Here is a 12,322-nt window from a genome sequence, read left to right on the forward strand (position 1 = left end):
GTGTTGTTGCCGTTCTTCTCGTTCATGACGTTCTTGATCGCGGTGCCGACCGGTGTGAAGTTCTTCAACTGGATCGGCACGATGTGGAAGGGCTCACTGTCCTTCGAGACGCCGATGCTGTGGACGATCGGCTTCCTGATCACCTTCACCTTCGGTGGTCTGACCGGTGTCATCCTGGCGTCGCCGCCGATGGACTTCCATGTCTCCGACTCGTACTTCGTCGTGGCGCACTTCCACTACGTGGTCTTCGGTACGGTCGTCTTCGCGATGTTCGCCGGCTTCCACTTCTGGTGGCCGAAGTTCACCGGCAAGATGCTGGACGAGCGGCTCGGCAAGACCACCTTCTGGACGCTGTTCGTGGGCTTCCACGGCACCTTCCTCGTCCAGCACTGGCTCGGCGCCCAGGGCATGCTGCGCCGTATCCCCGACTATCTCGCCGCTGACGGATTCACCGCCCTGAACACCGTCTCCAGCATCTTCTCCTTCCTTCTCGGACTCTCCCTGCTGCCGTTCTTCTACAACGTCTGGAAGACGGCGAAGTACGGCGAGAAGGTCGAGGTCGACGACCCGTGGGGGTACGGCCGTTCGCTGGAGTGGGCGACGTCCTGCCCGCCGCCGCGGCACAACTTCCGTACGCTGCCGCGCATTCGCTCCGAATCCCCGGCGTTCGATCTGCACCACCCGGAGATCGCACGCGAGATCGGGGCCCTGACGGATTCCGGGGAAGCGCCGGTCACCGGCATCGGCGCGCGCACATGAGCGAGGGAATGCGGAGGAGCGGGGGAATGCGGAGGAGTGAAGGAATGCGGAAGGGTGAAGGAATGCGGAGGGGCGAGGGAGCGGGAGCGGGAACGGGCGGAGGAATGCGCAGCGGCGGGGAAACGGGCACGGCCGAAGGAATGTGGCGGGAAGACGGCACGGAGCTGGACCAGGACCGGGCCATCAATGAGATCGAGGGATTTCTCCTCTGGGAGGCGGAGAAGGACCGGGTGCGCACCCGCGCACGGGCTTTCTGCGACGGCCTGCCCTGGCTCACCGACTCCCGGCGGCGGGAAGTGGAGTTGCGCTATTGCCAGGACCAGCGCGACGCCTCACAGGCCGCTCTGGAGCGCATCGCGGTCCGCAGCGCCGCCCTGCGGACCGAATACGAAGGCGTCTACCGGGCCCTGCGGCGACGGCTGATCACCGCGTTCCTGTGCGGGACGGTGGCCGTGGCGGCACTGCCGGCCCTGGCGGCCGTCGGCCTGGCCGTGCGCTGAGCGGGCGACGGCCACCGGAACGGCTGACGTCCGCGCGCAACGGGTGACGCCCGCGCGCAACGGCCGTCACCCGTGGCCGGTCCGCCGCTCAGCCGGTGACGGTGATCTGGGACGCGGGGTCGGTGGTGTCGCTGACCTGGTAGGCGGCGTTGAACGTCGAGCTGGTCGCGCTCGTCGGACAGCCGAAGCCGCCCGCCACCTTCACCGGCACCTGCGCGTCGGTGAAGCCGAGGGTGGACGGCGCGCCGTTGGTCCAGGTGCCGTTCACCGTGGCCGCCGAGGTGGGGGCCGCGGTCACCGTGCAGGACGCCAGACCGCTGGTCTTGAGCACGAACCCGCCGACGGGGATGGTCAGTCCGGCGGTCACCGGCGCCCCGTCCTGCATGGTCACGCCCCAGGTACCGGTCGTGGTGACGGTCGCGCTGACCCCGGGCATGCTCGTCGTGCAGGAGCTGTAGGTCGCCGGGGTGGTGGAACTGCTCACCGGGCCCGCCGGGTTCTGGTTGCCGGGCGCGGCCGGGACCTGGCCGCTGGAGGACGAGGCCGTACAAGTGACGGTCACCGAACCGGCCTTGAAGGTGGCCTTGCCGCTGAGCGCGGCGGTGAAGCTGTGACCTGCGGGGCTCACGGTCGTGGACGGCGCCGCGGCGGACGGCGCCCCGGCGGGCTGTGCCGTCGCCGGGCTCGTCATGGCGAGCGACATTCCGAGGGCCGCGACGATCCCGGCACCGGTGGTGAGTAAGGCGCGCTGACGGGGGGTACGGCGGGCGGGCTGCGTCATCGTGGGTCTCCTTATGAGGGGCGGGGTGCCGGAGGAGTGGTGCGGCGGGTGGTGCGGGCAGCGCTCGGGCCCCGTACGCGGACGAAGGCGTGGGGGTACACGTACGGGCGGGCGCGGGCGCGGCGCTGTAGGGGGCTACGGTTCGCTGGGTGCGGGCGCGCTGCCACCGGGCTCGGCAACGGCCCCGAACTCGGCAACGGCCCCGGGCGCAGCGGAGGTTCCGGGTTCTGCGGGGGCGACCGGCTGCCAGGCGAAGATCATCGAGCCGCCGAGAATGCCGATGACGGTACCGATCAGAAAGCCGCCGAGGTTGGACATCACCAGCGCGGCCGCCGCACACAGCACGGTGAGCACGCCCGCGAGGCCCCGGTAGTGCGGCGCGAACCACGCCGAGAGCCCCATCGCGATCATCACCAGCCCCATCAGCACGGAGGGGATACCGGCGATGCCCTGTTGCAGCATGATCTTCAGCGGCGCCAACGGGATGGCGCAGATCTCGGCACCGGCGAGGACGGCCGCCAGACCGCCCCAGAAGGGCCGCCCCGTCCGCCAGCGCCGCCAGGTCAGAAGCATTCCTTCTTGCCCTTGGAGATCTTCATGCTCAGACCGGACAGCTTGAACGTGCCCGCGTTGGTGGCCCAGGCCGTCTGCCGGAGGTTGCTGATGCTGACGTCATCGGCCTGCTGGGCGAAGAGGTCCTGCAGGCCCTGGGCGCTGTCCGGCCCCTTGTCGAGGGTGGAGGCGTCCCGGCCGATTTCGATGTGGTGGAAGGACGCATTGCCGGAGAGCTGGGTGGCGTCCACGAAGAGATCGGCCGCCTCGACGGGCCGGCTGCCCGTACCGGCGATGAGGTTGAGCGAGATATCGCCGATGACCGGCAGGTGGGTGACGACCGACTGGCACAGGTGGTCCAGCTGCGCCGTCTTGATGGCGGTGACGGCGACCGGCAGGAGATCTCCCCTGGCGTTCGCGTCCACACTGCCGTACTGGGCGAATCCCTTGCCCGTGAGGCTGTCCGCGGAGACCTTGAACTGCTGTCCCGAGACGGCGAATGACGCGGCAAGTGCTCCGTTGGCCAGGGCGATGCCCAGGGCGGCGGTGCCGGCGAGGGCCGGGACGGACAGCACGGCGAACTTCCGCCAGCTGATACGTCCCGTGACAGGTCTGCCGTGTGCGTCCTTCATAACGGTGTGTCCCCTTCGAAGAGCGGTGGAGCGCACTGTCGAAACGCATGGGGGGATGCGGATGCGCAGGGTGCGCGTGGTGCTGACGATGCGCGGGGGAGCCGACGTGTGAACACATGGGGGAGAACGTGCGGCTCGGGGGTGCGCGCTGCCGAACTGTGCGCGAAAATGCCGAACTGCCGAGTGTTACTGGCGAGTTGAATGTAAGTCTGCCCATGACGACTGGCAAGGTTGACGGCGGAACCGTTTTCGGACATACCGCTGGTCCGGCTTTCGCCGCTCTCCGTACGCCCCGGCCCTGAGGGGGCCGACGGCTCGGCGGGGCGCCGCTTCCCGATCAGCGTGAGCGCCCCGCCCGTACACCGGTCCGCCGCCTCCGCCCTGTCCTTATGGCGGTGACGTCACCGGTCAGCCGTAGTGAACCTGCAGCTCCTTGACGCCGTTGAGCCAGGCCGAGCGGAGCCGGCGCGGATCGCCCGCCAGAGTGATGCCGGGCATGGCGTCCGCGAGCGCGTGGAAGATCAGGTTGATCTCCAGGACCGCAAGGGACTTGCCGAGGCAGAAGTGCGGTCCGCCACCACCGAATCCCAGGTGGGGGTTGGGGTCACGGGTGATGTCGAAGACCTCGGGGTGGTCGAAGACCTCCGGGTCGTTGTTGGCGGAGGAGTAGAAGATCCCCACCCGCTGCCCCTTCTTGATCTTCGCCCCGCCCAGTTCGGTGTCCTGGGTGGCGGTGCGCTGGAAGGAGACCACCGGCGTCGCCCACCGCACGATCTCCTCGGCCGCCGTCTCGGGACGCTCGCGCTTGTAGAGCTCCCACTGGCCGGGATGGGTGAGGAAGGCGTGCATCCCGTGGGTGATGGCATTGCGCGTCGTCTCGTTGCCGGCCACCGCCAGCAGCAGCACGAAGAAGCCGAATTCGTCGGAGCCGAGATTCCCCTCGTGCTCCGCCGCCACCAGCCGGCTGACGATGTCCTTGGCCGGGCACTCCTTGCGCGCCGCGGCGAGGTTCATCGCGTACGAGATCAGCTCCATGGCCGCGTTGGCGCCGACCTCTTCGGTGATGGCCAGTTCGGGATCGTCGTAGGCGATCATCTTGTTCGACCAGTCGAAGATGCGGGCCCGGTCGTCCTGGGGGATGCCGATGAGTTCCGCGATGGCCTGGAGGGGAAGTTCGCAGGCGACGTCGGTGACGAAGTCTCCGGAGCCCTTCCGGCGCGCCTCGGCGACGATGTGCGCCGCCCGGTCGCGCAGCGCGTCCTCCAGGGCGCGGATGGAACGCGGGGTGAAGCCGCGCTGCACTATCTGGCGGACCCTGGTGTGCTCGGGCGGGTCCATGTTCAGCATGATCAGTTTCTGTACGTCGATCTGGTCGCGGGTCATGGACGCGTTGAAGCGGATGATCGAGGTGTTGAGGTTCGCGGAGAAGATCTCCGGCCTGGTGGACACCTCCTTGACGTCCTGATGACGGGTGACGACCCAGTAGCCGTCGTCGCCGAAGCCGGCGATGCCGTGCGGCTGGGCGTTCCACCACACGGGCGCGGTCTGCCGCAGCTGCGCGAACTCGGGGAGCGGAACGCGGGCCTGGTAGACGTCGGGGTCGGTGAAGTCGAATCCTTCGGGCAACGCGGGGCATGGCATCGGCGACTCCTGGTCCGTCCGAACGTCTGACGGTTCATCAGATATGGGTCGCGGGTGAAGGTAGTAACGAGTTCTACAAGTGGCAAGGGTCGCGGCGAGTCCCTTTACGGACAAGGGTGTTGCACGCCCCTTGCGCCCCGGAGGGCGGCTCATAAGACTGTTTGCGGAACTAGAACGCGTACTAGTTCTTCTTCCGTGGGTGCCGGGACGCCCGCGGACGTGAGGAGAGGACGAGTCAGTCATGGCCGCGGAACCCGTCATCGTCGAAGCAGTACGCACCCCGATCGGCAGGCGCGGAGGCGCGCTCGCCAACCTGCACCCCGCCTATCTCCTGGGCGAGACCTACCGCGAACTCCTCGCCCGTACGGGCATCCAGCCCGACTGCATCGAACAGATCGTCGGCGGCACCGTCACCCACGCCGGTGAACAGTCCATGAACCCGGCCCGCAACGCCTGGCTGGCGATGGGCCTCCCGTACGAGACCGCCGCGACCACCGTGGACTGCCAGTGCGGATCCTCCCAGCAGGCCAACCACATGGTGGCCAACATGATCGCGGCCGGCGTCATCGACATCGGCATCGGCTGCGGCGTCGAGGCGATGTCCCGGGTGCCGCTCGGCAGCGGCTCCAAGCACGGCCCCGGCAAGCCCTGGCCCGACGAGTGGAACGTCGATCTGCCCAACCAGTTCGAGGCGGCCGAACGCATCGCCCGCAACCGGGGGCTGACCCGCGAGAACGTCGACTCGCTCGGCCTGATCTCCCAGGAGCGGGCGGCCGCCGCCTGGGCCGAGGAACGCTTCAAACGGGAGACGTTCGCCGTCCAGGTCCCCACCACCGAGGACGAACAGGCCGCGGGCCAGGGCATGTGGCGGCTGGTCGACCGTGACGAAGGACTGCGCGACACCAGCATGGAGGCCCTGGGCGGCCTCAAGCCCGTGATGCCGACCGCCGTCCACACCGCAGGCAACTCCTCGCAGATCTCCGACGGCGCCGCCGCGGTGATGTGGGCCTCCAAGCGCATGGCGCGCGCCCTCAAGCTCAAGCCGCGGGCCCGCATCGTGGCCCAGGCGCTGGTCGGCTCCGATCCGCACTTCCATCTGGACGGCCCCGTCGACGCCACCCGGGCCGTGCTCGGCAAGGCCGGGATGTCCCTCAAGGACATCGATCTCGTCGAGATCAACGAAGCCTTCGCGTCCGTCGTGCTCTCCTGGGCGCAGGTCTTCGAGCAGGATCTGGAGAAGGTGAACGTGAACGGCGGCGCCATCGCCCTGGGCCACCCGGTCGGGGCCACCGGCGCCCGGCTGCTCACCACCGCACTCCATGAACTCGAACGCAGGGACAAGGAGTTCGCTCTGATCACCATGTGCGCGGGCGGGGCGCTGGCGACGGGGACGATCATCCAGCGGCTGTAGCGGGGAGCGGGCGGCTGCCGGGGGAGCGGGCGGAGCGGCTGCGAAGGGCGGTCGCCGGACGTGGTTGCCGAGGACCGTTGGCGATGTGGTTACGAGGGAGGGGCTCTGCCGGGCCCCTCCCCACCCTGCGGAAAACCACAGCTGAGTTGGGTGGAAAACCGCATTCTGCGGCGCTCGGGAGCTCCGTACCGTCGACGACATGACGAAGAGTGCAGCGCAGCAGCAGCCCACCGGCCAACGACCGCACCGGCGAGCCATGGGGCGTGACCGGCCCCGGTCACGGGGAGGCGGCTCCGCGGGGCGGATCGGAAGTGAAGGAGACGGGGACGTCGAAGGCCGCCCGGCGGGTGGCGCGGCGCAGGGCCCTGAGGACGGTGCCGCCGAGCGTGCCGGTGAGGAGCACGGTGACCAGGGCCCGGGGGAGGTCCCAGCCGAGGGAAGTGGCGAGGCAGTAGGCGAGATAGCGGGCGAGGTTCTGGGCGAGCGGATCGCCGGGGACGAAGGAGACCCCCGAGGCCATGCCGGCGATATAGGGCCAGCCCTGGAGGTTCATGATCAGCCCGTAGAGGACGGCGGAGACGGCTCCATAGGCGGCGAGCATGGCCAATTCACCGCGGCCGCGCAGCCGGTCGGGCCCGGGCAGCAGACCGGCGCCCATCGACACCCACCCCATCGTCAGCATCTGGAACGGCATCCAGGGGCCGACACCGCCGGTCAGCAGCGCCGACGCGAACATCGCCACGGACCCCAGCACGAACCCGAAGCCGGGCCCGAGCACCCGTCCCGCCAACACCATCAGAAAGAACATCGGCTCGATGCCGGCCGTCCCCGCGCCCAGCGGGCGCATCGCGGCCCCGGCCGCGGCCAGCACGCCGAGCATGGCGATGGCTTTTGCGTCCAGGCCGGTGTCGGCGATGGTCGCCACGACAACGGCGAGCAGCATCGGCAGCAGCGCGGCGAACAGCCAGGGTGCGTCCTTGGAATGGGCGAGCCCGGAGGCGGAGTCGGCGAGCAGCGGCCACCCGAAGGCCATCACGCCGATGGCCGAAATAAGGACCAGGGCCGCGACGGAGCGGGGACCGAGCCGTACGGCACGGGCCTGGCGGGCGGGGCCGGGGCCGGAGCCGGTGGGCGGCCCGTCGCCTTCCGGCCGGTGTGGGCGAGCGCTCATGCGGTGGCCTCCAGGGCGTGGGCCACCTGCGGAACGGTCAGCCAGGGCAGCGGGGCCAGCACCTTGGCGACCTGCGGTGCGAAGGAAGGAGAGGAGACCACGACCTCATCGGTGCGCCCGTCGGCGACGATCTCGCCGTCGGCGAGGATGACGACGCGATCGGCCAGTTCGGCGGCGAGTTCCACGTCATGCGTGGCCAGGATGATGGCGTGGCCCTCGGCGGCCAGGGTGCGCAGCACCTCGATCAGACGGGCCTTGGCGGCGTAGTCCAGGCCGCGGGTGGGCTCGTCGAGGAGGAGCAGCGGAGGACGGGCGGTCAGCACGACCGCAAGGGCCAGGGCGAGACGCTGCCCCTCGGACAGATCCCGGGGGTGAACGGAGTCGGGGACATCCGGCAGCAGTTGGGTGACCAGGGCCCGGCAGCTGCCGGCGGCGGCGCCCGCGTCCTGGTCGGCTGCGGTGCACTCGGCCGCGACGTTGTCCGCGTACAGGAGGTCACGAGGTTCCTGGGGGACCAGACCGACATGCCGCAGGAGGTCGCGGGGGCTGGTGCGGTGCGGGGTGGCGCCGCCGACCCGCACCGTGCCGGAGGCCGGTGGGTGCATACCGAGGAGGGTGGTGAGGAGGGTGGATTTCCCCGCGCCGTTACGTCCCATCAAGGCAAGGGTCTCGCCGCCCCGCACGGTCAGATCCACCTGGTGCAGCGCCTCGATCCGCCCCCGGCGGACGCTGAGCCCGGAGACGGCCGCGGCGACATCGGCCGGGGAGCCCGCGGAAGCAGGGGCCGGCACCGCCGGCGCGCCGCCCCCGAGGCCTTCGCCCACCGCCGGCGTGCCACCACCCACCGCCGGCGTGCCACCACCCACCGCCGGCGTGCCACCACCCACCGCCGGTGCCTGCGGCCTGACTCCTGCCAGCCGTTCGCGCAGCGGTGCGGCCTTGCGGCGGGCGTCGCGTACGGACAAGGGAAGGGGCGACCAGTGGGCGAGGCGGCCGAGGGCCACCACCGGGGGGTGGACGGGCGAGACGGCCATGATGTCGGCGGGGGCGCCCATGACCGGGGGTGCGCCGGGGGAGGGGAGCAGGATGACCTGGTCGGCGTACTGGACCACGCGCTCCAGGCGGTGTTCGGCCAGGAGGACCGTGGTGCCGAGGTCGTGGACCAGGCGTTGGAGGACGGAGAGGACCTCCTCGGCGGCGGCGGGGTCGAGTGCCGAGGTCGGCTCGTCCAGGACCAGGACCTTGGGGTGGGTGGTGAGGACCGAGCCGATCGCCACCCGCTGCATCTGGCCGCCCGAAAGGGTGGTGATGGCGCGGTCGCGCAGCTCTGCCAGCCCCAGCAGGTCCAGGGTCTCCTCGACACGGCGGCGCATCACGTCAGGGGCGAGGCCGAGCGATTCCATCCCATAGGCGAGTTCGTCCTCGACGGTGTCGGTGACGAAGTGCGCTGACGGGTCCTGGCCCACGGTGCCGACCACATCGGCCAGTTCGCGCGGTTTGTGGGTGCGGGTGTCCCGGCCGTCGACGGTGACCCGGCCGCGCAGGGTGCCGCCGGTGAAGTGCGGGACCAGGCCGCAGACGGCGTTCAGGACGGTGGACTTGCCGACGCCGGAGGGGCCGACCAGCAGGCACAGTTCGCCCTCGGGCACGGTCAGGTCGATGCCCTGGACGGCGGGCGCCGCGGCGTCGCCGTAGGTGACCGAGACCTGCTCGAACCGGATCACTGGGTGGGCTCCTTCGGGCGCGGATCGACAACGGGGGCGCGGCCAGGGGACACGGCCCGGTCCGCCCGGTCCGTGCTCGACGGGAGTGGGGCGACGAACGCGGGCAGCAGCCCGACGAGAACGGAGGCGGCCGGCCAGAGGGGGAGGACGGGGGCGGTGAGCGGGACGGCGGGCGGGTGGAGGGCGGCGGGTGCGTAGTCGTTCGCCCAGATCATCAGGGCGGCGACGGCGATGCCGGAGCCCGCGACCAGCCAGGCGCGGACGCCCCACCGGTCGGGCCGGTAGCGGCTGCGCACCGACCGGCGGCCGCCGAGCCACAGCCCGGCGAGCGCCGCCGCCAGTCCGGCGAGCAGCAGCGGCAGCCCGTAGCCGCCCCCGGTGTCGCCCAGCAGCCCGTACGTTCCGGCACAGATACCGAGCAGCCCGCCGAGAGTGAGGACGGAGGTGAGGTGCCGTACGGCGGGCGGTACCTCGGCGCTACGGCCGTAGCCGCGCGCGTCCATGGCCGCGGCCAGCGCCACCGAGCGCTCCAGCGCGCCCTCCAGAACCGGCAGTCCGACCTGGAGGAGCGCCTTGAACCCGCGGTCTGGGCGGCCGCGCAGCCGACGCGCGGCACGCAGCCGCTGGACATCGGCGACCAGGTTGGGCGCGAAGGTCATCGCGACGACGACCGCGACGCCCGCCTCGTAGAGCGCGCCGGGCAGGGACTTCAGCAGCCGGGCCGGGTTGGCGAGCGCGTTGGCGGCGCCCACGCAGATGAGGAGAGTGGCCAGTTTCAGCCCGTCGTACAGCGCGAAAACCATGCCCTCGGCGGTGACCCGGCCGCCGATCCGGACGCCCTTCGCCCAGTCCGGCAACGGCACTTCGGGCAGCGTGACAAGGGTGTGCGTACCGGGGATCGGCGAGCCGAGGACGAAGGCGAAGACCAGCCGGATGGCGATCACGACCAGGCCGAGCTTGACGAACGCCCCGTACGAACGGGCCCATGGCGCATCCGTACGGCGGGCCGCGACGACATAGCCGGCCACGCCCACCAGCAGTCCCAGCAGCAGGGGATCGGTGGTGCGGGAGGCCGCGGTGGCCAGGCCGAGCGCCCACAGCCACCAGGCGCCGGCATGCAGCGCGGTGGTACGGGTCGCCTGCGGGGCGCTCATCCGCGTCGGCGGCGCGCTTGCCACACCGCCGCTGCGCCCAGTACGACGACGGCCGCGACACCGCCGACCAGCCCGGCGGACGGGCCGCCGTCGCCCCCGCCGCTCGCGTCCCCGTCCGCCGCCGCGCCCGAAGACGCAGAAGCGGACGACGCGGGCTCCTTCGCCCCCTTCACCGGGTCCGCACACCCCGACGTCGGGTAACCGGCGATGGCGCACAACAAGGCGTTGGGGTCATAGCGCAGTGACCGGGCGACCGCTGCCAGCGCCTCCCCCGCCGAGGCGTCCTCGGACACCTGGGCACACTCCGTCCTGGCCTTCGGCGGCCGCTCGCCGCCGGGTGCGTCCGCCGCGGTCCCGAAATCGATGACGATGCCGACCCGCTTGCGGCCGTCCTTCGCCGGGGTGCCGTGGCAGATCGCGTCGAAGCCGGCGGCCGCCCGGGGCTTGCCGGCCGCGGCGGAGTCGGCGCTGACGGCGAAGCGGAAGCCCTCCACCGCACCGTCGGCCGGCCGCAGCGTGGCCGGCCCCTCGGTGGCGTACGCCCAGGAACTGCCCGTGCCGTGCCAGAAGGACCAGTAGCGGTACTCCTGCGCCTGGGCGGGCCCGGTGGCCAGACCGGTGACCGCACCGGCCAGCAGCACGGCGCCGGCGATCCTGGTGCGCCGCATCAGAGCCGGCTCTTCCTACGGCTGCTCAGCAGGAAGCCGATGCCGGCACCGATGGCGAGGCCGATGCCGATGATCCACGGCAGGCCCAGGCCGCCCTCGTCCTTGGAGCCGTCGGCGTCCTTCTTCGCCGCGGCGGCCGGCTCGGGGCCGGTGGCGTTGAGCGCGGCCACCAGATCGGTGCCGCCGAAGGAGCGCGGGTCGGTACCGGTGGCGTGCGCGGCCAGCACCAGCTGGGCGTACGCGGCGGGGCCGTTCTGCTTGGCCCAGTCCGCCGAATTCTTCTCCAGCCACTTCAGCGGCTTCGCGGCATCGGCGCCGTGCCGGCCGGCCGCCAGCGCCACCACGGCGTCGGCGGTGTTGCCGACGTCGGGCTGCTTCTCCGCGCCCGGCATCGCGGAGAGCAGATGCTGTCCGTTCTTGTCGAGCTGCGCGACGAGGTAGCCGTCGCCGCCCGCCGCGGCCTGCGCCGGATCGCTGCTGCCCGCCTTCTTGCCTTCGCCGTCCTTACAGCTCAGCGGCTTGACGGGGGCGTTTGCTCCCTTGCCGGCCGGCTCGACGACAAAGCCCTTGCCGAGCGCTCCGGTCGCGGCGGCCGCGGTGGCATCGGCGTTCGGGGCCGCGCCCTTGAGCTGGAAGGTGAACGCGCCGCGCGCGTCCTCCTTCGCCTCGCAGCCCAGCCGGAAGGTGAGCAGCCCGTCGTAGGGGGTCTTGCCACCCTTCTTCGATGTCACGGACCGCGGCTTCTCGCCCGCCGCCGCGAGCGCGCCGATGACCACGGAGGTGGAGTTGGCATCGCTGGCCGAGCCGGCCATCGAGCTCCAGCCACCGTCGTCGTTCTGCACCGACTTCAGCCAGCTCACGGCCTTCTGCACGGCGTCCCCGTGCCCGCCCAGCGCGGCCAGCGCCTGCACCGCGGCGGCCGTCTGGTTGGTGTCCCGCATGGTCTTGGCGTCGCAGGGCTTGCCCGGCTCGGCCCGGAAGGCGGTGAACGAGCCGTCGGCGCACTGCTGCCCGGCCAGCCACTTCACGGCGGATGCCGCGGGGCGTATGCCCACGGTGTCCTGGGCCAGCAGCGCGAGCGACTGCCGCCAGACCCCGTCGTACTGCGGGTCCTTGGTGCCGTACAGCCCGTCGGGCAGCTTCTTGGGGGATGCGGGCGGGGAGTCCGCGTTCGCGGCGGGGGCAGCGGCCGCGCCCAGCACCACCGCGGCCGCCAGCGCCGTGGCGGCGCGGCGCGCCAGCAAGGCGACGGAATGCGGCAAAGGGGCCTGGTGAGCCATGGAAGCCATGGGGGCCATCGGGTCGGTGCCTCTCGGGTCGGGTCGCGGC

General features: G+C 71.3%; 12 protein-coding genes. 3 read left to right on the plus strand and 9 right to left on the minus strand.

The features are described 5' to 3' along the window. Together ACGFWI_RS24025 and ACGFWI_RS24030 are read left to right on the plus strand one after the other, a co-directional pair. Nucleotides 1-759: cbb3-type cytochrome c oxidase subunit I (locus ACGFWI_RS24025; RefSeq protein ID WP_393908059.1), on the plus strand; the 759-nt coding region annotated here is incomplete at its 5' end. 44 nt (nt 760-803) lie between these two features. Further along, nucleotides 804-1,259 (plus strand): hypothetical protein, encoded by a 456-nt coding sequence (locus ACGFWI_RS24030; protein ID WP_393908060.1) that lies wholly within the window; start codon nt 804-806, stop codon nt 1,257-1,259. Between the two features lie 88 nt (nt 1,260-1,347). On the opposite strand, the gene ACGFWI_RS24035 is transcribed toward ACGFWI_RS24030, so the two are convergent. The 4 genes from ACGFWI_RS24035 to ACGFWI_RS24050 form a co-directional block, all read right to left on the minus strand. Then, complete coding sequence (locus ACGFWI_RS24035) at nt 1,348-2,040, minus strand: hypothetical protein (RefSeq protein WP_393908061.1); 693 nt, start codon at nt 2,038-2,040, stop codon at nt 1,348-1,350. Between the two features lie 135 nt (nt 2,041-2,175). Next, on the minus strand, nt 2,176-2,613 hold the full coding sequence (locus ACGFWI_RS24040) for a DUF6114 domain-containing protein (RefSeq protein WP_393908062.1): 438 nt from the start codon (nt 2,611-2,613) through the stop codon (nt 2,176-2,178). Continuing rightward, entirely contained in the window at nt 2,604-3,224 is a 621-nt protein-coding gene (locus ACGFWI_RS24045) for a DUF6230 family protein (RefSeq protein WP_393908063.1), read from the minus strand. Before ACGFWI_RS24045 ends, ACGFWI_RS24040 begins: the two co-directional genes overlap by 10 nt. A 408-nt stretch (nt 3,225-3,632) precedes the next feature. Continuing rightward, a complete protein-coding gene (locus ACGFWI_RS24050; protein WP_393908064.1) occupies nt 3,633-4,865 on the minus strand; it encodes a cytochrome P450 in 1,233 nt (410 codons plus the stop codon). A gap of 241 nt (nt 4,866-5,106) precedes the next feature. Here ACGFWI_RS24050 and ACGFWI_RS24055 point away from each other — a divergent pair, with 241 nt between their 5' ends. Then, entirely contained in the window at nt 5,107-6,276 is a 1,170-nt protein-coding gene (locus ACGFWI_RS24055) for a steroid 3-ketoacyl-CoA thiolase (protein WP_393908065.1), read from the plus strand. A gap of 277 nt (nt 6,277-6,553) precedes the next feature. Here ACGFWI_RS24055 and ACGFWI_RS24060 read toward each other — a convergent pair whose 3' ends face one another. The 5 genes from ACGFWI_RS24060 to ACGFWI_RS24080 are packed head-to-tail and all read right to left on the minus strand — an operon-like array spanning nt 6,554 to nt 12,291. Next, complete coding sequence (locus tag ACGFWI_RS24060) at nt 6,554-7,447, minus strand: ECF transporter S component (protein ID WP_393908066.1); 894 nt, start codon at nt 7,445-7,447, stop codon at nt 6,554-6,556. Next, on the minus strand, nt 7,444-9,171 hold the full coding sequence (locus tag ACGFWI_RS24065) for an ABC transporter ATP-binding protein (RefSeq protein WP_393908067.1): 1,728 nt from the start codon (nt 9,169-9,171) through the stop codon (nt 7,444-7,446). The genes ACGFWI_RS24060 and ACGFWI_RS24065 overlap by 4 nt, the downstream gene beginning before the upstream one ends. Next, nucleotides 9,168-10,325 (minus strand): CbiQ family ECF transporter T component, encoded by a 1,158-nt coding sequence (locus ACGFWI_RS24070; RefSeq protein WP_393908068.1) that lies wholly within the window; start codon nt 10,323-10,325, stop codon nt 9,168-9,170. The genes ACGFWI_RS24065 and ACGFWI_RS24070 overlap by 4 nt, the downstream gene beginning before the upstream one ends. Beyond that, on the minus strand, nt 10,322-10,993 hold the full coding sequence (locus tag ACGFWI_RS24075; protein ID WP_393908069.1) for an SCO2322 family protein: 672 nt from the start codon (nt 10,991-10,993) through the stop codon (nt 10,322-10,324). Before ACGFWI_RS24075 ends, ACGFWI_RS24070 begins: the two co-directional genes overlap by 4 nt. Further along, nucleotides 10,993-12,291 (minus strand): prenyltransferase/squalene oxidase repeat-containing protein, encoded by a 1,299-nt coding sequence (locus ACGFWI_RS24080; RefSeq protein WP_393908070.1) that lies wholly within the window; start codon nt 12,289-12,291, stop codon nt 10,993-10,995. The genes ACGFWI_RS24075 and ACGFWI_RS24080 overlap by 1 nt, the downstream gene beginning before the upstream one ends. Between the last annotated feature and the right edge of the window lie 31 nt (nt 12,292-12,322).

This window comes from Streptomyces sp. NPDC048434, from assembly GCF_043200375.1.
Classification (GTDB): Bacteria; Actinomycetota; Actinomycetes; order Streptomycetales; family Streptomycetaceae; genus Streptomyces.